Source organism: Pedobacter cryoconitis (assembly GCF_003259615.1).
GTDB classification, from domain to species: domain Bacteria; phylum Bacteroidota; class Bacteroidia; order Sphingobacteriales; family Sphingobacteriaceae; genus Pedobacter; species Pedobacter cryoconitis.
In genome coordinates, this window is sequence record NZ_QLLR01000001.1 from 472,612 (window position 1) to 497,727 (window position 25,116).

The 25,116-nt window shown below is 38.7% G+C and carries 23 protein-coding genes and 1 tRNA gene; 12 read left to right on the plus strand and 12 right to left on the minus strand.

The features are described 5' to 3' along the window. Nucleotides 1–210 precede the first annotated feature (210 nt). From LY11_RS02030 to LY11_RS02040, 3 genes are read right to left on the minus strand one after another with little or no spacing between them, the layout of a single operon-like run. Entirely contained in the window at nt 211–1,815 is a 1,605-nt protein-coding gene (locus tag LY11_RS02030; protein WP_111632051.1) for an MFS transporter, read from the minus strand. Then, a complete protein-coding gene (locus LY11_RS02035) occupies nt 1,812–2,855 on the minus strand; it encodes an HlyD family secretion protein (protein ID WP_211321465.1) in 1,044 nt (347 codons plus the stop codon). The genes LY11_RS02030 and LY11_RS02035 overlap by 4 nt, the downstream gene beginning before the upstream one ends. A gap of 41 nt (nt 2,856–2,896) precedes the next feature. Beyond that, nucleotides 2,897–4,234 (minus strand): TolC family protein, encoded by a 1,338-nt coding sequence (locus LY11_RS02040; RefSeq protein WP_111632052.1) that lies wholly within the window; start codon nt 4,232–4,234, stop codon nt 2,897–2,899. 138 nt (nt 4,235–4,372) lie between these two features. Here LY11_RS02040 and LY11_RS02045 point away from each other — a divergent pair, with 138 nt between their 5' ends. Further along, the gene (locus LY11_RS02045) at nt 4,373–5,290 is read left to right on the plus strand and encodes a helix-turn-helix domain-containing protein (RefSeq protein WP_111632053.1); all 918 of its coding nucleotides are present in this window, start codon (nt 4,373–4,375) and stop codon (nt 5,288–5,290) included. An 88-nt stretch (nt 5,291–5,378) separates the two neighbouring features. Here the strand turns inward: LY11_RS02045 and LY11_RS02050 are convergent, their stop codons facing one another. From LY11_RS02050 to LY11_RS02090, 8 genes are all read right to left on the minus strand, one after another. Beyond that, a complete protein-coding gene (locus tag LY11_RS02050; protein ID WP_394340906.1) occupies nt 5,379–5,978 on the minus strand; it encodes a DUF4143 domain-containing protein in 600 nt (199 codons plus the stop codon). Between the two features lie 589 nt (nt 5,979–6,567). Continuing rightward, the gene (locus LY11_RS02060; RefSeq protein WP_111632055.1) at nt 6,568–7,164 is read right to left on the minus strand and encodes a hypothetical protein; all 597 of its coding nucleotides are present in this window, start codon (nt 7,162–7,164) and stop codon (nt 6,568–6,570) included. Between the two features lie 791 nt (nt 7,165–7,955). Continuing rightward, nucleotides 7,956–8,378, minus strand: coding sequence for a hypothetical protein (locus LY11_RS02065; protein ID WP_111632056.1), 423 nt, complete (start codon nt 8,376–8,378; stop codon nt 7,956–7,958). 201 nt (nt 8,379–8,579) lie between these two features. Next, on the minus strand, nt 8,580–9,032 hold the full coding sequence (locus LY11_RS02070) for a hypothetical protein (protein ID WP_111632057.1): 453 nt from the start codon (nt 9,030–9,032) through the stop codon (nt 8,580–8,582). Between the two features lies 1 nt (nt 9,033). Further along, nucleotides 9,034–9,897 (minus strand): hypothetical protein, encoded by an 864-nt coding sequence (locus LY11_RS02075; protein ID WP_111632058.1) that lies wholly within the window; start codon nt 9,895–9,897, stop codon nt 9,034–9,036. An 11-nt stretch (nt 9,898–9,908) separates the two neighbouring features. Next, nucleotides 9,909–10,310: a type VI secretion system tube protein TssD gene (gene tssD / locus LY11_RS02080; RefSeq protein ID WP_111632059.1), complete on the minus strand. Its 402-nt coding sequence runs from the start codon at nt 10,308–10,310 to the stop codon at nt 9,909–9,911. A gap of 389 nt (nt 10,311–10,699) precedes the next feature. After that, complete coding sequence (locus tag LY11_RS02085; protein WP_111632060.1) at nt 10,700–12,382, minus strand: site-specific integrase; 1,683 nt, start codon at nt 12,380–12,382, stop codon at nt 10,700–10,702. 186 nt (nt 12,383–12,568) lie between these two features. After that, nucleotides 12,569–12,642: transfer RNA gene (locus LY11_RS02090), tRNA-Ile, on the minus strand. Between the two features lie 66 nt (nt 12,643–12,708). Here LY11_RS02090 and LY11_RS02095 point away from each other — a divergent pair. The 3 genes from LY11_RS02095 to LY11_RS02105 all read left to right on the plus strand — a co-directional run bounded on the left by LY11_RS02095 (nt 12,709) and on the right by LY11_RS02105 (nt 15,307). Further along, nucleotides 12,709–13,347 carry an HAD family hydrolase gene (locus tag LY11_RS02095; protein ID WP_111632061.1) on the plus strand — a complete coding sequence of 213 codons (639 nt, stop codon included), beginning with the start codon at nt 12,709–12,711 and terminating at the stop codon, nt 13,345–13,347. Next, nucleotides 13,348–13,683, plus strand: coding sequence for a DUF962 domain-containing protein (locus tag LY11_RS02100; protein ID WP_245952562.1), 336 nt, complete (start codon nt 13,348–13,350; stop codon nt 13,681–13,683). Nucleotides 13,684–13,798: 115 nt separating this feature from the next. Continuing rightward, entirely contained in the window at nt 13,799–15,307 is a 1,509-nt protein-coding gene (locus LY11_RS02105) for a catalase (protein ID WP_111632062.1), read from the plus strand. 205 nt (nt 15,308–15,512) lie between these two features. Here the strand turns inward: LY11_RS02105 and LY11_RS02110 are convergent, their stop codons facing one another. Further along, nucleotides 15,513–16,697: a proline dehydrogenase family protein gene (locus LY11_RS02110; RefSeq protein WP_211321466.1), complete on the minus strand. Its 1,185-nt coding sequence runs from the start codon at nt 16,695–16,697 to the stop codon at nt 15,513–15,515. A 95-nt stretch (nt 16,698–16,792) separates the two neighbouring features. On the opposite strand from LY11_RS02110, the gene LY11_RS02115 reads away from it, so the two are divergent. From LY11_RS02115 to LY11_RS02150, 8 genes are all read left to right on the plus strand, one after another. Further along, entirely contained in the window at nt 16,793–16,999 is a 207-nt protein-coding gene (locus LY11_RS02115) for an RNA-binding S4 domain-containing protein (protein WP_068402357.1), read from the plus strand. Then, nucleotides 16,999–18,066 (plus strand): 3-dehydroquinate synthase, encoded by a 1,068-nt coding sequence (gene aroB, locus LY11_RS02120; RefSeq protein WP_111632064.1) that lies wholly within the window; start codon nt 16,999–17,001, stop codon nt 18,064–18,066. The genes LY11_RS02115 and aroB overlap by 1 nt, the downstream gene beginning before the upstream one ends. Continuing rightward, nucleotides 18,056–18,967 (plus strand): sterol desaturase family protein, encoded by a 912-nt coding sequence (locus LY11_RS02125; protein ID WP_111632065.1) that lies wholly within the window; start codon nt 18,056–18,058, stop codon nt 18,965–18,967. Before aroB ends, LY11_RS02125 begins: the two co-directional genes overlap by 11 nt. Before the next feature lie 520 nt (nt 18,968–19,487). Continuing rightward, entirely contained in the window at nt 19,488–20,093 is a 606-nt protein-coding gene (locus LY11_RS02130; RefSeq protein WP_111632066.1) for a hypothetical protein, read from the plus strand. A gap of 15 nt (nt 20,094–20,108) precedes the next feature. Beyond that, nucleotides 20,109–20,846 carry a hypothetical protein gene (locus tag LY11_RS02135; protein WP_111632067.1) on the plus strand — a complete coding sequence of 246 codons (738 nt, stop codon included), beginning with the start codon at nt 20,109–20,111 and terminating at the stop codon, nt 20,844–20,846. Between the two features lie 32 nt (nt 20,847–20,878). Next, nucleotides 20,879–22,678 (plus strand): type VI secretion system Vgr family protein, encoded by a 1,800-nt coding sequence (locus tag LY11_RS02140; RefSeq protein WP_111632068.1) that lies wholly within the window; start codon nt 20,879–20,881, stop codon nt 22,676–22,678. A 4-nt stretch (nt 22,679–22,682) separates the two neighbouring features. After that, nucleotides 22,683–23,486 (plus strand): hypothetical protein, encoded by an 804-nt coding sequence (locus LY11_RS02145; protein WP_111632069.1) that lies wholly within the window; start codon nt 22,683–22,685, stop codon nt 23,484–23,486. Nucleotides 23,487–23,489: 3 nt separating this feature from the next. After that, nucleotides 23,490–25,109 (plus strand): polymorphic toxin-type HINT domain-containing protein, encoded by a 1,620-nt coding sequence (locus LY11_RS02150; protein WP_111632070.1) that lies wholly within the window; start codon nt 23,490–23,492, stop codon nt 25,107–25,109. Nucleotides 25,110–25,116 lie beyond the last annotated feature (7 nt).

Here is a 25,116-nt window from a genome sequence, read left to right on the forward strand (position 1 = left end):
TTAAGCTACGCTCTGCCGCACATCAAAAATATCATTTTTTATTTAAGCTATCTGATTATTGTGTCGTCCTGTTAGTTTGTCGGTTACTCTTGCCCGGTACAGGGGCTGAAGACTGAAAACCTATTTTTAGAAACGTAAAATCAACTCAAATTTTCAGAAAAGTCATTAATAAAAAAGGATTGTAACATTGAATCTGTGGCTAATCGGCCACTATTTGTGAAACACCCAGATAAACATACGCTTACTATAATGCAGCACAGTTTTATGGAGTGAAGGCATCACAGCAATTAAAAACAAGACAATGGACAGCACGATAGCAATAGTCAAAAATATCGCCCTGTAACCTAATATCTGTGCCTGAAGGTCTACTGCCCGTCCCAAAGAACTGTAAGCAAGAGAAGTTGCCTGCTCCGTAGTGTAACCTTTGGAGCTGAACATTTGTACATAACTATTTAGCCGTTCGCTGGTTGCAAAATCAAGAAAGCTCACCCGGTTTAGAATCCCTGTTTTATAGTCTTTATTAAAGTAAAGCTGCAGGTTGTAAAATCCTGCAATAGATTGAAGGGTGGCATTAAAGCGGGTACATGCGGCAACAAAAATGCCAGTAGTCCCCGTATGTTTCGGTGCAGAAGACAGGATGAAAATAACTACCGGAACGAAAATCAGTCCTGCAGATGCCCCCTGAAGGAACACAGGGATAATTAAATCTGGAAAGGAAAGGTCCGGGGTGAATACAAAATACATCCATAGGTGATATATGATCATGATGCTAAACCCTACGATCAGAAACCCTTTAGTAGAATGGCGGTTCCTGATGATCAACTGCCCTGATAAAATCATAAACAGGATAATACCGCTTACATTGCAAAGTCCTAAGATCATTAATCGATAAGGGCCCCAACCAAGGACACCTCCTGTATAACTGTAAATGAGATTGATAGAATCCTTGAAGCCATAATAAATAGCGAGTATCACCAACCCAATTACAAAATTGCGCGATTTAAAAATACTCAAATCAATTAAGGGCCTTCTGATCAGGTATTGTCTGAAAAGAAAGCATAATGTGCCAGAAGCCGCAGCCAGAGAAGAAATTATAATTCTTCTGTCCTGAAACCAATAATATTTTGAGCCATAAACCATGGTATAAGTCAGGGAAGTTGCTGCAGCAATGAGCAGTACAAAGCCAATCCAGTCTAATTGATAGAGCGGATATTTTTTATGGCCTGAGGTTGATTTTAAGGCAAGCAATACGATAACCAGGGTGGCCAGCTGAAAAATGATGGAATAAACATACACCTGGGTCCAGTCTGAACTATTCACTACCATGGCAGCGGCGATACCTATAATTACCCCATTGCTGAAAATAGACCCGTAAAATACTGAAGATCCAATGGCCTGCATATGTTCTGTTTTAAGCCTGGAATAGATCAACACGACCATACAACCTGCGATATTACAAACTACAATACCTTGTAAGAACCGGACAACGAAAAACACATTAACGTCCCTGATGAACAGACAAGCCAGACTGAGCAGAATTCCTGCTGTTATGTTGACGATGAGGTAATTTCTCGTTTCGAAATAGCGCAAAAAGCGGAACTGTATAGGGAGTATGCCCAATATACCAACATAACATATCTGCATGCCAAACGACAAATCTTCACTTTGAAAGCCCAGCAAAGAGATCAGGTAATTCTGGGTCATCGCAAATACCCCGAATTGAACCAGCGAAGACATCAGGATCAGGAACAGGGCGATACGGACACCCCAGTTCCAATCTATGATCCAGTTCTTGAAGTATTGAGGCCCCCTCATGATTTTCTTTGTTTCTGAATAGATACGATTACATTCATCCCCACTTTAACAGCATTCATATCGTCCTGATTGAGTTTAATTTTAACTGGAATGCGTTGAACTATCTTTACAAAGTTCCCGCTTGAGTTATCTGGAGGAAGCAATGAAAATTTAGAGCCGGTAGATCCCGATATAGCCTCAATAGTACCGCTGTAGTGTGCGCCATCGAGCGCATCTACACTAATATCTACAACCTGGCCGATGTGCATTCCCCCAACCTGGGTTTCCAGGAAATTAGCAGTAACCCATTTTTCTTTTTCATTGATGATATAGACCAGAGGTTGTCCCGGTTGTATCTGCTGGCCAGTCAATACAGTTTTTCTTCCCAATCTCCCACTGTATGGAGCTGTGATTACGGTATATGAAAGGTTAATGCGGGCCAGTTCCAGCTGAGCTTCTTTTTTCTTTAAATCAGCCAATAGCAGACCTGTCTTAGATTTAAGTTCCAGAATTCTGGCCTTGCTGGCTGTCAAGCTGCTTTTTGAAGCGTTAAAATCACTTACTGCTACATCATAATGAGCTTTTACCTGCTCGAATTCAGCGCCAGTTACGGCTTCTGCCTTTACCAGGTTTTTATATCTGTTGATGTCCTGCTGACTTTGCCATTGCCGTGCTTTAGCACCTTCAATCTGATCTTTATTGACTGTAGTAGCTACTTCCGCTGCATAGACGCTGGCATCTAACATTTTAAGCTGTGCATGGGCATCATCAACTGCAGCCTGCGCTTCCTGCAACCTGGCTTTATATTCACGGTCCTCGATTGTGATTAAAGTATCTCCCGCCTGAACAGGAAGATGTTCGTTAAACCAAACTTTTTTAATATACCCTCCCGCCCTTGCGGAAACCGGATTGATGTTTGCTTCCACCTGCGCATCATTGGTTTCTTCATATTTTTGCATTCGCAATAAATAACTGACCGCGTAAAATATACCCGTTACAACGACCAGTGCTGCGACAATTGAGAGTGTGATATTACCTGCATGAGGTCTTTTTCTTTCCATTTTTATAATCACTAATAGTTCTTAAATTTTGTCCTGCTGTTTTAAAGTCTTCCTGTGGAATAAAGCATCCGGTAATAGATCATCATTGCTTCTACTTGTGAATTGACCAAATTGAACCTTGAACCCTGAAACAGGTTATCAGCATCCAGTAAGTCGGTCAGTAGTGCGAGTTGGTTAAAGTATTTGGTGCTCATGATTTCATAATTCGCTTTAGCCTGCTGAATAGACTTTTGATTCACCCCGATCCGGTTTAGGGCTTCGCTATATTTAATATAATAACCTTCAATTTCCTGAAGTTTATCGTCCAGCTGAGCTTCTTTTTCTTTTTCGGCCCTATTTAAACGCCATTTTACTGCTGCAACTTTGTGCTTATTCTGGTACAAAGAAGAAATACTGTACTGCGCTTTTATTCCAACGAAACCGATAGCATATAGCTGGTCCACTGCCGGTTTAAAAAGAAAATTCGGATAGTTGAAACCATAGGCCGTCACGAGGTTTAAAGTTGGCAGGTTATAGCTCCTGGTTAGTTTGAGGATAGATTGATTTAACGCTATCGATTGATCCGATTTTAATATATTAAATGCCCCCTCACCTTTGGTTTTTACTAAAGCTTCTAATTCATCGGCAGAAGGTTTAATCATGGCGGCAGAATCTTTGGGAAGGATAAGGGTAGATTGCGACAGGTTCAGCAGAACGGCTAGCTTTTGACCCGAGATCTTAATATCATTCTCTGTTGAAGCTAAATCAAGCTGAACATTTGACAACATCACCTCTGCTCTCAATACATCACTTTTCGTTACTTTTTGATTTTTGTAAAGTGTTGTAATATTCTTCAGGCGAAGCTCTGCCCGCTTAAGTTGATCGGTGGTAAACCTTTTAAGGTCATATAACCTGATCAGTCCCAGATAATAAGAAGCCGCCTGTAATTTAATACTGCCAGATCGTTCTTTTACATTCAAAGAAGCTATATCGGTTTTAACAGATTGCTGCTCTTGTATGGCTTTTATTCTCCCTCCACTATATACATTAAAATTGCCTTCCAATCCTAAACTGGCCTCGTTTGGTGTTGGATACCTTGGAGCAGAGTTGCGTCCCCCTAAACCATCTTCATATACAGACAGACTTGAATAACGAAGATAAGACGCTTTTGCTTCAAACTGCGGGAGCGCCATTAGCCTGGTATCTTTTTTCTCGGCTTGTGCAGCTGATTCTTCTATTTTATCAATATCTATCCATTTATTCTTTGCTCCGGCTAATGTAAGTGCTTCTTCTAAAGAAAGTTGTTTTACATTTTCATCCTGGGTAAAACTTTGTCCTTTACTGGTAAAAACGCTAAATAATAAAATTGGTATTAGAATAAACTGGGTTTCAAATTTCATTACGGATTAATTTTTCGTCCGTGCAAAACTACCCTCATTACAATCGCGCCTGATGAGCAAACCCGAAAAATACTGGTACTTTTCGTGCATTCAATCCACATCCAAACCGATTTATGTTTTCCAATTGTCTACTTTTGCATGGTACTGCTAGAGCTGTTGCCAATGGATGCCCCAAAGACTAAAGGAATTAAACACATATCATCCGCTGAATATATCAGTCGTTTTGTAAATACCTATTCGACTGTGCAGTTTAAGAACGCAATGGTACAGGTATACGATTATCAAAACCACTCTAAATTCTTAAAAACACCAACCACACTTTTCCGGCCGGATTACAACTATGTTATTTATCTTAAAAGTGGTTTCATTAAAAAACAACTGGGTACAGAGATAAAATGTATTGAGGCTCCTGCAGTTGTTTTTGTTGGTGCGGGTCACGTAGTTGGAATGAATGAAGTATCTGCTGATCCGGAGGGAACAATTGTAGTCTTTGAGAACGATATATTAAATGAAATTCTTTCCAGACAAGATTTGCTTAAATTGTTCGACATCAACCCTATTATCAAACTGAATGAAAAAACAAGTGCATATATTGGCGCATTAGGTGAGCTCCTATTACATGAATATCAGGAAAATAAAATGGACATGCAGGTCATTACCCCATTACTGCAGGCAATGTTCCAAAAACTGTTAAGCTTATCTGACCGGCATTTTGTGCTTTCACAGAGCCATTTAATCGCCCTTCGCTTTAAGGAGCTGGTCTATAGAAATTTTGTACAGGAAAAAAGTGTTTCCTATTACGCCAGGGAAATGGCCATTACTGAAAACTATCTGAATAGATGTTCTAACCAGATTTTAAACAAATCAGCAAAAAAATTCATCATTGAAGTTACAGTTTTACAAAGCAGGATTTTACTTCAGGATATGGGAAAGCATGTGGCTGAAATTGCAAATGAACTTAATTTTGACGATCCGGCATACTTTACCAGGATGTTTAAAAAAGTAACAGGTATTTCACCATCAGATTATAAAAAACAAATATTAAACAATTTATGATTCCAAGCTAAAGTGGTTAATTTTAAGCAGGGGACCCAAACTCTTTAGCTATCATGAACTCGGAATATCTCTCAAAAGACGATGGACTTTATAGTTCCTGCTGAATAAACCACTCAATATATTGTGGTAAAGATGTACCTGCATAATATGGTAAATTCATCAGCAGATATGGCTTTTTATTTGGCGTGATTGCTTTCTCTACATTGAATGTGCCTGCATACATTCGAATAGCATAAGGATGATCTACTGCATCAATGAACAGGTGAAGTGATTTTAAACTCCCTGTACTTCCCGATTTTATCTCTATTGGAAAGATTAAGCCGTGATAAGAATAGAGCAAATCAACTTCAGCGCTTGAAGTATTTTTGTCTCTAACCCAAAAACTGGGCGTTTTCGCTGAAATACTTAGCAGGGATATAAGCTCTTGTGTAACTAAGTGCGGTATAACCGCACCTTTATAAGCGCTGTTCAAGTCTTGCATTGCCAGCATTTCTGCTTGTATTCCGAGAGAATAGTTAACTAATCCTGTATCCAGGAATTGTAAGCGTGGAGCTTTTTTCAGATCAGTTTTCAATGGAGGATTTATATCTGTTGTAGGATAAATCAAACGAACAATTTTTGCATCATCAAGAGTTCTAAATGCCTCTCCTACCCCTCTTGAACGTTTAATAATGATAAATTGAACTATAAAATCAGTAAGTAATCATCTTATTAACGAATCGTAACCAGCTGCTTTGAACTAAGAAAATATCAAACCCAAAACTTGAAATTTAATCCCTGATCCACAAGTTTATGACTTGATCCTGTATTAATACAAACCGTTACAATCAACAGAATAACCCCCATTCAATCAGACAAATCTTCCTCAAAACAGAAATGGCCCTTAAACACAAAACCCCGCGTTTAGAAACGAAAAAAGCCGCTTCTCTTTTCAGAAAAGCGGCTTTTTAAGCAGTGACCCAAGTGGGCGCTTCTCGAACCATTTCCTGTCTGATTTACGTTTAATCACTGATTTGACTAAAAAAATTGCATAATAAATACGCGGTGATTCTTTATGATAAATGCCAAATAACAAAATTGATATGAACCAGATTTAACCTAGTCCTTGACTTCAGAAATCAATTCAGTTATAGTTATGGTTTTCTTTTTAATGCCGCCCGCTTTACTGGCCGACTCTCCGCCGTGCAAATTGATGAAAATGATGTAAAAGATCTTATCTCTAAAATTGACCCTTTGCGGCCAGGTATTATCTTTTTCAGTCCCTGTTAATTCGAATTTTATCGCATCAAAATTAAACACAACCAATATCCGATGTTCTTATGATAATCATCTGCATATTTTACTGTTTGGGCAAAACCTCCTTTTATTCTGTTTAGTCCATATCCTTTACTTTCATCCGTAATCTTGATCTCCAACACAATAGGATCTTCAGTGTGTAACATACTCACGACATCCGCCCGCCCTGATGCTGACAAGGGTGTTGAGAAAGGGAATTCAATACCCTGATCAAATAGAAATAACCTTAGATTGTCTTCAAGTTTGCTTTCCCCAGTCTTGCTGTTAGATGTATATAGTACATTCAGTTTTGCTTTAAAAAACCATTCGCATCTGAGTTTATATTTTTCCAGCAAAAAAAGTACAGAACTGGATTCACCCAACACATCGTTAAGATAATTGACTATGGGATCTATGATCAACTCGACATATTCAATCACCTTATCATTGTTATTAGAAGCAGTGCAAAACTCCCAAAGAAGGCCTTGTGGATTTGTTCTAGGTTTTGATAAAAAGTATCCAATCAAATGAAATTTGTAAACCGCTTCTTCTTCCTCGCTATCAAAAGTTAGACAACTAAATTGATCAGTATCAAGCACAAAAACAGTCTCACTTGGAACATAAGTGCTTTCAGATAAGATCGACAGCAGAGCGGGTGTATTTATTACTTTATCAAAAAATACTTATGCGAATTGTTAAACTGATCATGGCTGGATTTCATTACTCGGTTCCGCCACTCTTTCAAATTTACTCTCAGGTTATGATTATAGTACATTATTTAAACATATTTTTTAAAGCTTTCTCCAAATCCTTCACGACTTGATCCACTTGGTTTAATCCTGTATGAAAAGTGGAGTCTGCATCGACTAGGTGAATTATTTTTTTACAGTTATGGCAGAAGCAAAGTTCCTCCAATTTAATGTCCCTGACCATTACATCAAAGTTATAGCCACACGATGGGCAGTCAAGATCGATCCAGTTGTAAAGCAAATGGAACATTCAGCAATTTACTCAATTAATCATCAATCCAGATAATTTTCCGTTATCACAGAAATCCAACAACCCATCAAATACTTAATTGATTAAAAACCGCAACTTTCGCTATGGTACTTTCTATACCGTCCGTTCAAAAGATATATAGGAAAGATCAATAACTTCATCTCTAATCTTAGTTTCGTTAGAGGATAGATCGACATATTTAAATTTATAATCTATTTTAACAACGTCAAGAAGTTAGCGTTCTTATAATCTTCCTTATTTTGATTGTATATAGCGGAAGCTGGATATATTTCAAGACAGGGCGACTTTTGGTTGGATCTTAAGTAGTCAAAATGAGCAGACAAGGGTAGAAAGATCTGTGTTACCATATTACCAAAATTAACGATCAGCGTTAATTCAGATGAAAACCACCATCTTTGAAAATCCAATTTGCTTCATAAAGCTCTGCGAAAGGATCTGCAAACTTTCTATTGACTACTTTAGTGATGTAAACAATTGGAATGTAAGCCGACGCAGATGTTTTCCCAAGTAGCCAGTCAAACAAAGCCCTGTATTTTTCTAGACGATCTACTGGCAATATGGAAAGGCCAATTTTCACCAATGCTTTATAAACATGTAATGGTTTAAATGATGGTATCCGGAAACGGACCGACAGTTTTGTATTCTCGTGACCATACACTAAGTCATCTATATTTCCCAATTTAATTTTTAGTTCCCCATCTACTGATTGAACAATGGTCCTGGTCAACTCATCATTGTTTTCTGTTCTCGGACTGAATGCCGGAATTTTCTTTTTCCCTTTTACCTGAACCATTGTTAAATATGGAAGGAAAATTTAGACAAATGACTTTCATAGCCACTGAATAACACATTACTTGTATTAGGTTAAACGTTGTATCTATTTCTAATTTCATATTTGAATATAAGCGTTTGTCTATTCGTTAATAAATCAATTGACAATTTATTTACGGAATATGAAACGAGTAATTTACATAGGTTGCTCCGATAATCAAAATTAATCTATCAAGTCTTTAGTTGGGATTTCGATCAGCTTATTACAATATTCCGAATCCCTTGACTCTCTGTAAAATATGTGGATTTTATCATAATTATTCTTGTGACTTATAGCAGAATAGACCTTCTTGGCAATTGACTTGGACAGAGAATCTAAGAACAAACTATCTTTCAGGCAGTAGGATTCCAGAAAATCCTTCTTTTTACTCTCAAGGATAACATAGAAAGTGCCATTCGTTCTATTCTTGGCGATTGCAGGCCCACTATGCGTAAACGAAACATCGCATTTATAATTGGTAGCTAATTGTTTTTCTAGTGTTGATTCTTGGGCAGTCAATTTAACTTTATATCCATATTCAGTAGTTTGGTATACACCATGGAAAAAGTTATTTAAAAACAAAACTGAGAATATGGCAATTAAAATTATCAATACAACTATTATTGCTCGTTTCATATTAATGTTTTGGTATATAATTTAATCGAATTCCATTTACAGAGCCAAATTTTGTTCCGTTTGGGGTAGATTCGGGCTTTTGCTTCCAAATAATTCTTCCCTTTTCCATAAACATACCTATAACAACTGACCTTAGATCTTCTAGGTAAGGAAAGACTTCTTCATTTTTACTATATCCATGTACACTCTTCCATGTTAAATTGGAGTCATTTGCAATTCCCCATTTATCGACTCCGGATTTGATCCTGTAGTTTCCTGTAATGTAGTCTTTTAGCCAGCCCGTTTCAAAACCTAGCTGATATGTCATAGGCTGCGGTGGAGTATCAAAATCTTCTGCTTCATCGGTAGATAGGTGCACAACAGTGTCAACTTTCCACCCTTCTTTTATTAAGAACTTTGCTAATCCTGCACCATATCCACCACCTTCACTATGGGTAACCATATAAAAGGCATGCTTTCTTTTATCCATTCCCTCCAATAAATTACCATGTATAGATCTTGCGTTTTTATTATGCTGTTCAATTTTGCTAATATTCGCCCCGGAATAAATGCCCTTTTTATCTGCATTTTCAATATACCTTTTAAAATATGCATCATCAAAAACTCTAAGATCTGTTAGCCCCTTGTTAAACCGGTCTGCTCCATCACTATCCCCACCCATAAATGATGATCCGTCAAGATATATATGTGTGTTAGGAGCTTCATATAAACTGAAAAAACGCTCTGCGGCTTTCTCAAATTCTTTGAAACCTCCTTCTTTAGAGCCCCAATAACGTTTACCGGGCTCCGTTGATTTCATTATCGAACCAATCGGGCCACCATTCCAATATCCGTTCACAAAGATAATTTTCCCCTTATTTACCATATAAATAAAGATTAAACTGGCCAATCATTGTTATGATCAACACCATTAATAGTTAAACTTTTTGCGGCTATAATTATCGTCGTTGTCATGCTAGCAGATCCAATTGCATTATAATGAGTGTGGTACTCAACACAATAGGCATCAATAAAAGCAACTCTCTGGAATGCAGTCTCTTCATCAATCTTGTAGAATGTGATCATTCCCGACCTGACTTTATAACTGTCAACCATCCATTTTAATAGTAAAGTATCTGGTGGAGTGCTAATTTGCACCATTATGTTACCACCCCTTGCAGGTGTTGAAGGCCTACTTTTATCATCTAGCAATTGATGAAATGAATAGTTGCATTGCATAACGCTATACTTAGCAACTGGATTATCCTTAAAACTTAGGTGTGTGTTAAACGATGACATACAAGTTGATTTATGTTTATAAGTAGATTACTAAAAGTAATAATTAATATCGAAAAAAGATATTATATTAAATAGGAATCTTATCCGTCTTGCTTATTCAGCTGTCACAGACTAAAGTGCATTTTCCTTATAAAGAAATGATTGGAATTGGGGGTTAGCGAACTAACACGCTTTTTCGAGAAAAGAGTAGATTAATGAGTACAGATGATAGCTATTCTCATTAATCTACTGCTTCCTAACAATTAAAATTACCTGTCAAAGGCCGGATTCCCTATCCCTTTGTTTCCTGAAAAGCAGAGGCTTCAACCTAAAGTATACAACATGAGGTTTGATTTCAGCTGTTTCAAAGAGACCGAACTAACAAAAGCTGTGATTATGATTCAAAAAATTTATATTCGGCTGCTAGTGATCGGGGAATAACTAATTTGACTTCGGGTCATAACCCTTTCTACTATTTGAAATTCGCTTAAATTCGGTTTTATAACCTTGGTGTCAAAAAGTGATCTACTTTCAACCGGGATCTTTGGACTTTCAGTTGAACATAATAACGGAACACCAATCATCTGTAACTCACCTCCTGGATAGACCGCAATTGAGCAAATCTGAAATTCATCAATTTTCTTTGTAAGCTTTAAATGCCCAAAGGAATTGTTGTCACGCTGCTTCTCATAACCAATACTTAGTAGATAATTGACAAACTCATCAAACTGTTTATGTTTCTGATTTGAATATTCTTCTGATACAGTAGTGTCTCGTTCAATGTTTATCTCTTCAAAGTAATTGCCATCTTCGAAATATCCCGTTTCAAGCGATTTAACGAGGCTGAGTTTACCTTGCAGAGCGAGACAAACCTGTTCTTGAACCTTGTCAACAATAGACCAATCTCGATCCAGATAAATGTCTGTTGTCTTGTGTTCTTCGTTGACGTGATTTAAAGCTTCTCCAATATCATCCTTAGATATACCACATTTATTCCTCGCAATATTGGCAAAACTATGTCTTGCCCAATACATGGTGATTTCTTTAAATCCAAGAATTTTATTCAGGTCTCTAAAACCCATGGATAGTGCTGTGTTAAAGGCGTCTTCTGCACAGTATCTGACCTTCAAAACGCCAATGTATTTGTTTATGATCTTCCTTGCTTCCGGGAGAATTCTAACGCTAAAAAAAGCATTGTCCTCTCTCTGTCCAGATGTTTTTGACCTGTTGTAGTCCCACCTTTTACTTTTCGGTTTCAATAAGTCGAGAAAGTTATAAAAATCACATGCATTCGCCCCACATGAATAAAAACTCAACATGTAAAAGTCACGCGCGAGCTCGGCCCTACTTCCTGGTTTAGGTTTGCAAGTTTTAATTGCTCGTACTTGCTCAATCGTATGACATCGCTTCTGTGTTTTTGGTGACGATCCCAGTTTGTATGTATCAAAAGGGTAATGTTTAATCAAGATTAATCCAAAGTCTATGTTGTTATATGTTCTTTTGGCTTCATTGAATAGCGTTCTAAGATCTCTCAAATGATTATAAAGCCCTCCTTTTTTTAACCCATTTTGAGTAGACATAACTTCTTTACCGAGCTGATTTATTCTAACCATGGACCTTGGAGCTTTAAGCCACTTTTCATAAGAAAAAAGCATGTTTGAATTTATTTCTTCAATCGGCACGCTTGTTCTTCGAAAGTAGTCACAAAGGCTATTAACAACAGTACGAAAATTATTTGCAGAACCATTTCGTTTCTCCGATCTTAACACCGCTATATGTTCTCGGCTGAATGCTATAAAATCTATATTTTTTCCTTTTTTACTCAAATAATCTCTCAGAGCCTCGCAAGAGAGCGAATCTAACTTAATCCCGAGATTACTTATTGTGGACCTGTGTTCTAAAAGTTCGTCATCGATGACTTTTAGAATAAACTTGTCTTTAATTGTAAAATCTGCTGTCAATTGTTTCTGGGAAAGATAGTGGGTGGTATCAAAGAATTTTCTTTCCTTTTTGTGGTAAACACAAATTTTAACATTAAACGTTCCATCAATCCTAGAGTGATGGGAATAAATTTTAGCACTAACAGTTGCCATAAAAATGGTTGCTTGGCACACAAGTTACGTTACATTTACGTTACACTTTTGCGTGCAGTTAAACAAAAATCCTTGTTGAACCTGACTTATGGACGACTGCCAAAACCAGTGCTGAAGGCTAAAAATACCTACGTTTAGAAACGAAAAAAGCCGCTTCTCTTTTCAGAAAAGCGGCTTTTTAAGCAGTGGGCCATGATGGGCTCGAACCATCGACCAAAAGATTATGAGTCTTCTACTCTAACCAGCTGAGCTAATGGCCCGCGTAAAATCTATTAGATTTTGCGAGTGCAATGTTACATATTTGTATCGAATTTTAAAAATACTTTATGCAAAAAATTAAGAATATAATCTTCGATTACGGAAATGTGATCTTTGAAATCGACTTCAGAATTACGCAAAACTCTCTGGCACAAATCGGTATACCAAATATAGAAACTTTTTTCGGTCATTCAGGACACCATAAAATATTTAATGAATTAGAGACTGGAGCCATCACTCCTGCTCAATTCAGAGACGGAATCAGAGAAATTGCACAAAATTCAGCACTAACTGACCAGCAAATTGATGGCGCATGGAACAGTTTATTGATCGGTGTACACCCTGATACGCATCAGGTACTGCTTGAAACAAAGAAAAATTACAGAACTTTTCTTTTGAGCAACACTAATCAGATCCATTACGACTATATCATGGACTATCTCCAAAAAGAACATAACGTACCCAGCAATGATCACCTGTTCGAGAAAGCCTATTACTCCCAGCTCATGAAGCTCCGTAAGCCACATATAGAAATATTTGAACAAGTGATTAAAGAAAATAATCTTAATCCCGCAGAGACGTTATTTATAGACGATACCCCAGGTCATTTGGAAGGCGCAAAGAAAGCAGGACTACAAACCTTACTCATGACAGAAAAGCCAGAAAACCTCGGCGCATTCTTAAAAAGTAATGGTATATTAATATAGATGAACAACAATCAACAAATGCCCGATCATAAATACAAAACAATCAAAGAATTTTACCCGTTTTATCTGCAGGAACACCAGAATACCACAAACAGGATATTACACTTCATAGGAACAGGACTTATCGGCCTCTGCTTTATTACAGCCATGCTTTTCCACAATTTCATCTTCTTTGCACTCATACCAGTTGTCGGCTATGGATTTGCATGGGCAGGACATTTCTTTTTTGAGAAAAATAAGCCAGCCACCTTTAAATACCCATTGTTCAGCCTGGCAAGTGATTTTTTATTATTCGGCGACTTGATGATGGGCAGGCAGCCCTTCAAAGTTAAATAGCTGATATTGATAATAATATAAAACTTAATAGACATACGCTATATCAGTATAGAAATTAGGTGTTGGGATACCGTTAGAATACTAGCTACTTTTATCAAAGCAAAACGAAATAACCATGGAAGAAACGAATAAACCAACGCGCAAATTAACAACTGCATCCGGCAGGCCTTATGCCGAACATGAGAACTCTCAGTCTGTAGGCAGAAGAGGCCCTTTATTATTACAAGACTTTGTATTACATGAGAAAATGGCCCACTTTAACCGGGAACGTATCCCTGAAAGAGTAGTGCATGCCAAAGGAACAGGCGCATATGGTACACTGACAATCACCCATGATATATCAAAGTATACAAAAGCAAAGATTTTCAATCAAATTGGCAATACCTGTAAAATGTTTTTACGTTTCTCTACCGTAGGTGGCGAAAAAGGTAGCGCTGACTCTGAAAGAGATCCGCGTGGCTTTGCACTTAAGTTTTATACAGAAGATGGTAACTGGGATTTAGTAGGAAACAATACACCTGTTTTCTTTATCAAAGACCCTAAAAAATTCAGTGACTTCATTCATACTCAGAAACGCGAGCCAAGAACGAACCTGAAAAGCCCGACAATGATGTGGGATTTCTGGTCATTGAACCCGGAAAGTCTTCACCAGGTCATGATCCTGATGTCTGACAGAGGCACACCATTCTCTTATCGTCATATGGATGGATTTGGTAGCCATACTTATTCAATGATCAATGCTGATAACGAACGTGTGTGGGTTAAATTCCACTTTAAAACCCAGCAGGGAATTAAAAACTTTACAGGCCCTGAAGCAGATGCCATGCGTACACAGGATATGGATCACTCGCAACGTGATTTAGTAGAGGCAATTGATAACAAAGACTTCCCAAAATGGGCCATGAAAATCCAGGTGATGACAGAAGAAGAGGCAAAAACCTTCAGATGGAATCCATTTGATCTTTCTAAAGTATGGCCACACGGTGAGTTTCCATTGATAGACGTAGGTGAAATTGAATTAAATCAAGTTCCAAGAAATTATTTCGCCCATGTAGAACAGGCAGCTTTCGCCCCTTCTAACCTGGTGGACGGAATTGGTTTCTCTCCTGATAAAATGTTACAGGGCCGTATATTATCTTATGCAGATGCACACCGTCACCGTTTAGGTGTGAATTATGAGCAGATCCCGGTCAACGCCTGCCCTTTCATGGTCAATAATTACCACCGTGACGGACAAATGCGGATAGATGATAACGGAAATGAGGAACCTAATTACTATCCAAATAGCTTTGGTGATGTAATTCCTGATGAAAGTTATAAAGAACCAGCCTGGGAATTAGAATCTAACGTAGCAGACTGGTTTGATAGAAACGAAGGTCCGGGTGATAATGATCATTATACACAACCGGGTGATTTATACCGTAAAGTAATGAGTGATGCTGACCGTAAAAATTTAATCAGCAATATTGTTGGCGCGATGAGCGGTATTAGCGGCCCAAGAAGAGATCAGATCATCAACCTGCAGCTTTGCCATTGGTTCAGAGCTGATATAGGCTTAGGGATGGCGATTGCAAGCGGATTGGGCATTGACGCTAACCAGGCTATGCAGCAGCAAAAGCACTAGGCTAAAATCCCCCCCCAAACACACCAATTAGTTCTTTTTCCAAACCCCTGTTTACTTCATGTAAGCAGGGGTTTTTAGTGCGCCTGAAGAATTTATAATGTTCCCTTGTACAAGCTACTTATAACAGGCTCAAACAAAAACCTATAAACAGCAAAAACCGTCTTATAACTTAATACAAGACGGTTTTTAATTATAATTTAAGGAATTACCCGTTTCTTCTTTGCTTCTCTCTTGCAATCAAATCAAGCTCTCTGCTGGTTTGTCCGGCAACTGAGGTATTCTCTTGCGCACGCCTGAATAAATACGGCATAACAGCTTTAACTGGCCCATAAGGCACATATTTAGCTACATTATATCCTGCATCAGATAAATTGAAACTCAGGTTATCGCTCATTCCCAATAACTGGGCGAAATAAACGTGTGGGTGGTTATGATTAATTTGATGCGCATCAAGCAATTCAGCCAATACTCTGCAGCTGGCTTCATTATGCGTTCCGCAAACTACACCAATCTGCTCTACATGATCTGCACAGTAAGTGATAGCCGCGTTATAATCTCTGTCTGTTGTTTCTTTATCTGGCTGAATCGGAGAAGGGTAACCCCTTTCGGCTGCTCTTTTACGCTCTTTTTCCATATAAGCACCACGAACAATTTTAGCACCTAAAATAAAACCTGCTTCTTTAGCAACCAGATGATCAGCTTTTAAATGCGCAAGTTTATCATGACGATATAATTGATAAGTATTGTAAACGATCAGTTTTTCTTTGTTGAATAAGATCATCATATCTAAAGCCAGCGCATCGATCGTGTCCTGAATCCAGGTTTCTTCCGCGTCAATCATTACAGGTACATCCTTTTCAAATGCTGTTCTGCAAATCCGCTCACAACGATGCTTTACTTTTTCAAACTCAGCTTTCTCTTCTGTTGAAAGTTCAGCTTTAGCGTCCAGTTTTTCCAGTAAGCCGAAACGTCCGATACCCGTCACTTTAAAGACAGTAATAGGTACGCGTTTATCGCCTGCTGCCCGGTCTATCGTTCTGATAATCTCTGCACAGGTAAAATCAAATACGTGCTCCTCTTCTTCACCCTCTACAGAATAATCCAGGATCGTACCTACTTTTCCATCAGCTAACAGACCGATTGTACGCTCACACTCTGCGATAGTCTCTCCACCGCAAAATTGCTTGAAGATGGTAGATTTGATGATACCCTGAATCGGTAATCCGATGTTTAAAAATAAATTTGTCACAGGCGGGCCTACCTGCGTCAAAAAATTGCTACTCATTATTTTAAATAACCAGTATGCGCTGTTTAGTTCTGATTTTGATTTATTACGAAAAGCTATCTCCGTATTGTCAAAATTTAGTTTTTTCCCTGGGGATACTTGCATTTGGATTGATGTATTAGTCAAACGGACGCAAAAATATAAATTCCGGGACTATCATTTGCAAAACCCTTTATAAATAATTGTAAATTTGCAGTACAATGATAGAATTTAAATTAGAAGGCGAATTTATTCCCCTTATTTCTTTGCTAAAAGCTACCGGACTTGTTCAAAGTGGCGGCGAAGCGCAAACAGTGGTAGAAGATGGTCTGGTAAAGTATAACGGCAATGTAGATTACCGCAAGCGTTTAAAAGTACGTATCGGTGATGTTGTTGATTTTATGGGCAACCAAATAAAAATAGTATAATGAATAAACTGGAAAGTGCTGGTCACAATATATATTTTGATACCAGGTTAGCACCCTTAGCAGAAATCATTGAAAACGGAAAGTACAGCAATGTCTTTGTTTTCGCAGACCGGAATACGGCAGAACTTTGTTTGCCTGTATTCAGGGACATGCTGGATGATTTTAGCGGGTTTGACCTGATCGAGACTGATCCGGGTGAAGAGAATAAGAACATTGATTTTTGTATCGGTATCTGGAAAACTTTACTCGATTTTGGCGCAGACCGCAAATGCCTGGTTATTAACCTTGGTGGTGGCGTAATTACGGATATGGGTGGTTTTGTAGCCGCTACGTACAAGCGTGGGGTGGATTTTATCAATATCCCTACCACATTACTTTCGCAGGTTGACGCTTCTGTGGGCGGGAAAACTGGTATTGACATTGATAATGTAAAAAACATGGTCGGTACTTTCAGTTTACCACAAGCTGTATTCATTGAAGCAGAATTTTTGAAAACATTACCACAAAGGGAATTGCTTTCAGGATTCGCGGAAATGATTAAACACGGATTAATTGTAGATCACGAATACTATCATCAATTAAAGGCTGCTGACTATAAAAACATAACAACCGCAGCGATACACCGTTCGGTAGAGATTAAAAATGAAGTTGTAACCGCTGATCCCCAGGAAAAGGGTTTACGCAAGATCTTAAACTTTGGTCATACCATCGGCCATGCTGTTGAAAGTTATTCTTTGAGCAAAGATAAAAAGCCATTGACTCATGGAGAAGCTATTGCTATCGGAATGATATGTGAAGCTTATCTTTCTCATAAAAACAGTACCCTTAGTGCAGAAGAGCTGGAAGAAATACGTCAGTATATCTCTAAAGTGTACCCTGCTTATAAAATTAAAGAAAAATCGTTCGCCCAACTTTCTGTATTAATGCAGAGCGATAAGAAAAATGAACATGGTAATGTACTGTTTTCATTATTGCAAAGCATTGGAAAATGTACTTACAACTGTAGAGTTTCAGAAAGCGACATCGTCGAGAGTTTGGAATATTACAATTTAACTTATGCTAAATGATCCTAGAAATATAACGCTCTCCCTGTTATTCGGTCTGCTGATTGTGATTTCCGTCGTGGAAATGTACATCAGTTACATGCACGACAGGAAGTTATATGCTAAAAGGGATACGTGGACAAACGTATACCTGATGGGCCTGGCTTTTTTAATCAATATATCGACTAAAACAGCTACGTTCTTTTTATTGAATTACTGTTATCAGTTCCACCTGTTCGAAATTAAAAATCTTTTCGTCTACTGGGTAGTACTGGTACTTGCACAAGACCTGTTGTATTGGGTATTACATACTTCAGGTCATTATATCAGGTTTTTTTGGGCGATGCACGTTACACATCATTCGTCACCCCTATTTAACCTGACCACAGGATTCAGGTCTACGGTTTTTGAACCATTGTACCGGGTATTCTTTTATTTGCCACTGGCATTTATGGGTTTCTCAGCAATAGACATCCTTTTTGCCTACCTGGTTACGCAGTTGTATGGAAATGCAGTGCATACGCAGGCGGTCGGAAAATTACATCCGATCATAGAATACTTCCTGGTTACTCCGTCTCACCACCGGGTACATCATGCCAGCAATATCCGCTATCTGGATAAAAACATGGGCATGGTCTTAATTATCTGGGACAGGTTGTTTGGCACTTTTCAGGAAGAACTTCCTGAAGATGAAATTGTTTATGGTTTGACACACCAACCTGAGGATACAGGGCCGGTAAATATTGTTTTTCATGAGTTCAAAGCCATGACAGCAGATGTGAAACGCGCGCCTGGATTAAAGAACAAACTCGGGTATATGTTTAATCCTCCGGGATGGAGTCATGACGGCAGTACGCAAATCGCAAAAGTGATGCAACAGGAGTTAAAAGAAGCTGAGGAACGTGAAAAACTGATTAAAGTTTAAAGCATTTCAACTCAATTAAAAAAAAGGAAGGCCGCTGAAAATCAAATTTCAGCGGCCTTCCTTTTTTTTTAAAATTGTCCAATATTTATACAGCTTGCCCAAAAAATCCCATATATTTTTCCCGATGACATCAGCAGATATTTATTGATTAAAAAAAATTCGCATCATTAATTATTATATAACGCCTTAATCAATACCCTATCGCTATTTACAACATTATTTTTCAAATTCAACCAGATAAAACGACTTATCTAACTGATAAATAGGTCATTATTGGCTTTATTTTTGTAGATTAGAATTTAGGGATAGAAAATATCCACTAAATTATTTAACAATTAATCTTAAAATTATGGCTTTCAAAGCACAATTAATCTCCATACCAGCTGATTGACTGGTCCTGTTTCCCGGTTCTTACCTTAATTAAAATGTCAGCATTAACAGCATTTTGTTCATGGTGAAGTTTTCGTATGAAGCCCTCAAGTCTCCTTAGGATTTGTAAGCTATTAACAACCTGAAAAACATGGATGATCAAACAGAGAAAAATCGCGTTATTAAATACACTTGCCTGAAAGCGCTCGTGGCCACCTTACTTATCAGCAAGGTCCTGGCTTGCAAACAGCCTGAATCCAAAACTGTAAATACCCGGCAAGATGTAACAACCGCTAAGTTGTCTGCAAATGATCAGGTAATCATTTACATAGATAGTATTGCAAGTAAATTTGATGATCAAAGATTTAGCGCTGCCCGGCTCAAAGTACTTACTGATAGTTTCTCCCGCTACTTTCCATTATCATTTTATAAAAGTGGTGAAGCAATCCCCGACAGTAGTATAACTGCTGAGCTTAGTATAAGTCCGGCTGCTGATCAGAACGATCTCGTCAGCCTTTCTATACCAGAAAACATAGGGACTAAACTTTCCTTTAAAGAGCTGATTGCACATTTTGGTCCGGTAACACCGAGAGATACGTTGTTTCCTGCCCCAAAAATGCCTTTTCCAGTCATTATTGAACTGAAAAATCATTTCCCTCATCAGAAAAAACATGTATATCTGAATATACAGGCTTCTGATAGCCCGGAATCGCTCACTAATCAAATTTCATCCATTAAAATAGTCAGGTCTAAATAACCGGAGGAATCACTTATGGCTTCTTATTTAATCACTAAGATCAATGAGTACGATGCGCACGGTGGCCCTTCCAGCGAAAAGCCAGGTGGGGACGGTCATGCAAAAACCGCTACCCGCGAAGGGCGTTATGTCATCAACAGTATTGGCAAACATGTAAGTTACGGCAAATATGCGTATTGGTCCGGCGTTGCCTGGGGAACAGAAATGCGCTTTGACGGTGAGGTGACCATGGTCAAAAATGGAGGAGCCTGGGTAAGATTAACAGCTGTCAATGCCCAATGGGGCAAATATAAAAACCAGCAAAAACAGGTTACCGAATATATCAGGCAGCAATACACAGCAATCGCTAACCGGAACACTTTCCCAAACCGCTGGATCTTCAATGATTTCGGGCATACTTCCGTTAAATATTTCAAAGACACCAATCACAACTGGAGGCTGGATGGTAAGGAACAGGTTCTGGGTGATTTTATTCATACCACCCCACCTGATGAATATCTGACCAGCATCAATAGAGGTGCTCAAATCAAACTGGCAGAATCGCATGGTTGTATCCATGTAAAGCCGCTTGACATTGATACGATGATTGGCAATGGTTATTTGAAAAAAGGAAATACTATTGAGGTTCATAATTATAGCGAACGAATGATCCCGGTTAGTTTAACAAGGAGCATTGCAAGACCACCTTTTGAAGTACATTTTTATCCTGGCGTATTCAAAATTGCGATTTACCGGGTAAGTGTAAAGAACTAAAATATTTATAAAGCATTTACAAAACGACTACCATGGAGAATAAAGTAAAAGTAGAAATCAATATTGAAGGTACACCTATACCGACCTTTTCGAGTTTCAATTTATACCAGAAGTTTAATGAGCATCATACGTTCGAACTTCGCTTTAATCAGGATCAGATTGAATTACCTGGTTCAGTTTCGCTGAACCGTTCCAAAGATTTCATAGGTAAAAATATAGCTATAGAATTTGGTACGCTGCCGGGTACAGGAAACCGCTTTTCGGGAATTATTACCAAGGTTGAAATTGCGCAGTCACATGGTTTAATGGGAGATATTATCCTTTCAGGATTTAGCCCGACCATCCTGATTGACCGTGGTCCTGACCTGGGATCTTACCTGAATAAAGACCTTAAATCAATCATTGATCAGGCAACAAAAGAAGTCCCTGTCAATGATCTGAATATGAAGATAAAGCCAAGCCGCACCTCACCTATCGATTATTTGATTCAATACCGGGAAAGTGATTTTGAATTCATCAACAGGCTTGCTGCTCAATATCATGAGTGGTTTTTCTACGATGGGACAACACTGGTTTTCGGAAAGCCAGACGATCTGAAACAAGTAAAGTTGATTTATGGACGGGACATCAGTAATATTCAATATGGGATACAAATTGCGCCGCTGAAGTATAAAAAGTTCTCTTATAACCCGAAACAAGACGAGTTATTATCTGCCAGCGGAGAAGGTCAGAGTTCCGGATCACCAGATATGGCCCATGCTATTGCTGCATCCAATAATGTTTATAGCAAAGCTTTTAACCAACCGCTGGTCACCAGGGTTGATAATAAAATGGAGATAGACACCTTTGTGAAAAATGAACAGGATTCGCTGATCGCAGGCCTTTTGCATATCAATGGCACTGGTGACAATCCGCAGGTAAGCTTAGGTTGTGTAGCTGACATCAGTATGAGCACCAGAAAGTTAAATGATTTTTCAGTAGAAGATTTCGGAAAATTCCTGGTTACCTCAGTTTATCACCATGTAGATGGAGTTGGACATTATCAAAATTCTTTTGAAGCTATTTCTGCAGATACCGACCGTGTTCCGGTAAAAGATTCAACTCAACCGCAGCCGGATATACAACTGGCCAATGTGGTAGAGAATAATGATCCTTCTGGCAATGGCAGAATCAAGGTGAAATTCAAATGGGAATGTGGCTGTAACGATGTTACTGAGTGGCTCAGGGTATTAACGCCAGATGCGGGAAGTTCCGAAAAGGTGAGTAAAAACAGAGGGTTCGTATTTATCCCTGAAATTGGTGATCAGGTGGTAATTGCTTTTGAGGAAGGAAATATTGCACGTCCGATTGTGATGGGCAGTGTTTTCCATGGTAAAAGCGGCAGTGGAGGTAGTGGAAGCAATAATACCAAAAGCCTGACTTCTAAAAGCGGACATACGATTACACTCGACGATGGCGGCGGCATGCTGATGAAAGATAAAACGGGATTAAACCATGTTTTAATTGACGGCAATAATGCAATTACGGTTACTTCTGACAATACAGTTAAGCTGCAAACAGGTAATGTAATGATCATTATGGATAAAGCGGCCGATAAGATTATTATACAGGCCAAAAATATAGAAATACGTGCGGCAGATGATTTCAAGCTTACCGGGGACGGTGCCCCTACCAAGAATGGCAGTATGGAATTTGAAACTAGGTTATCAATCTCATCAAAAAGCGAGTTATCAATGAGCGGGGAAAGTAAGGTCAACGTAAATGGTAAAGACGTAAGCATAGTAGGGAGCAATACAGTAATTGATGGTTCACCAGTAAAAATCAACTCTTAATTTTATGGATAAACTATCAGAAAAGAGTTATCAGTTGGTTGTCAGGGGAAATGTAAAAATGCTGACCATGATGGATAGCTTTTCTACAACCGGAACTTATGTGCTTTCACGTTATGGAAAAAATGCAGTTAAGCCTGAATTACAGGAATATGTACTGGAAGAACGGGAGGTAAAGTTAACGGAGTATTATGATCCTAATACCTATCAATTGATAGAATATGTAAATAAACTGGCTTATATCTATAGCAGGCAACATATCTGTATCAATAGCAGCGGAGTAATCAAAGGGTTATTAAACATGCCTGAGATCAAAACAAAATGGGATAAGCTTAAAAAGGAGCTGATGCAGACCAATCCTATTGCTGCTTTTGAAATTATCAGGCATAAAGAGCGTGAGCTGGCTAATCCTCCGGAATTAATTGAAAATCTGGAAAACACACATTTTATGCACCTGTTCTTATACGCTTTCAATTATACGGCAGATGGGGTTGTTTATGAACAGAAAAAGGAGGAAAGAGATCGGATGGGCATCGGTTTTTTAATTCCCGTGAACCAGACTTATACTTCTGAAAAGACGGATAATGGTTATATCATTCATGTGGAGTCTTCTTTAGATGAGAAAGGTAAAATTGATAAGCAGATGATCGCAAAAGTAACCGGCCAAAAGGAATTTGATATGAAACATTATACACAGGCCAGTTTCAATTATGACCATACCGGGGTATTACAATCCGCGGAAATGAAGGTATTCGAGCAAATAAATAATGACTATAAATCAGATTTATATCTAAATCTGGAAAGCGTATAAGTTATGGCTGACGAGGAATTACAATGGTTAACGGAAAAGCATTATTTAGTTTGCCCTAAAGGTGCAATGTTCAAACAGATGAAAGTAACCAGTCAAAAGCAGGTTACTTTTAGTGGCAATCTTGCAGCAACAACGCAGGATAAGATGTTAGGTAATGTATTTATTTGCCTGGGTAGTATGGCATTTATGGCGGGAGCGATTGCAGGTTTACTGGTTGCTGCTTTAGCGTTACTTGCTGTGCCAGTAGCAGGCTGGGCATTGGCTTTAATTATCGGCGGTGCTTTATTACTCGCTATTGGTGCCGGTTATATGAAGTGTAAAACAAATGCTGCAGCAAGGATTTGGGTCAACTCCTCTCCTAATCTGGTGATACATCATCATGAAGGGCTGGTTGTTGGTCAAAGTCAGTTAAGTTGCCCTCCGGAAGGGGCGATGATTGATATTAAAGCTACTTTCTGGGAAGCGATGATGAGTACCACAATGAATAATGTGGGGCATATTGCCAATTTTGCTTTCGGCTTTTTAGCGGGCAGAGGATTGGGCAGCATGGCGGGAACGTTAGGTACACAAGGTATCAGAGCTGCTGGCGCGGAGTTTTTAACTATTGCGCGAACGGAAATGGGATCTATGTTCAACCCGGCTTCTTTGTTTGGTAAGATGAGCTGGTTTTGCAGAGGAATGCGCGGATTCGGTATGTTCGGGGCTTATAAGGGTCAGGCTGATATCTGGACGAACGATGAGATGAGTGTTACGGATAAGTTATTGGCGAGTGGTCAGGAATTGGTGTTAGCAATTTTCGCCGCCAAAGGAGCTTCGCTGGTTTGTTTCCCTGCAGGTACTCCGGTACATACAGGGAATGGGGTGATGGCTATTGAGGACATCGCTATTGGGACATTAGTCTGGACACTGAATGAAGAAAACGGACAAAGAGAGCTGAAACCGATTACAGCAACACATCGTCGCACAACCTTGAGTATGATGGTTGTTGAACTGGGAAATGGAACTATATTTGAAGTAACACGGGAACATCGTTTCCTGGTAGAAAATGAGTGGCGCGAGATCCAGTCGATTACCGCACTGGATGAACTGGAAGGAATTGACGGGGGAAAGGTAAGGATTAAGAACATTGGGTTGATCAGCAAAAGTGCTGTGGTTTATAACTTCGATGTTTTAGACAATGAAAATTACTTTGTTACCGAGGATGGGGTACTGGTACATAATGGGTATCAAAAAGGAAGATTACCCCAAACTAAAGGTAGATGGGTTGAAGGAAAACCAGGTGACGGTTTATGGAAATCGAGCAGACCTAAGGTTAATGCAATAACTGGTAACAAACCAATCCCTTTTAAAAATGGAAGACCAGATTTTAGCGAATGGAAAGTAGATGAATTTAAGGTAAAAAATATGACTGGTGCCGAAAGCGATTTCGGAAAGATTTATAATCAAATGAAAAAAGACTATGGATTCAAAACGCAGAAAGAGGTTACAGATTGGCTTTCAAAAGAAAAACTAACTCCTCACCATCTAGATAATGAAACAATTCAATTAATACCTAAAGACTTACATGGTAACATCCCTCATAAAGGTAGTGCATCTGATATGAGAGAATTATTTGGCTTATAAGACCCTA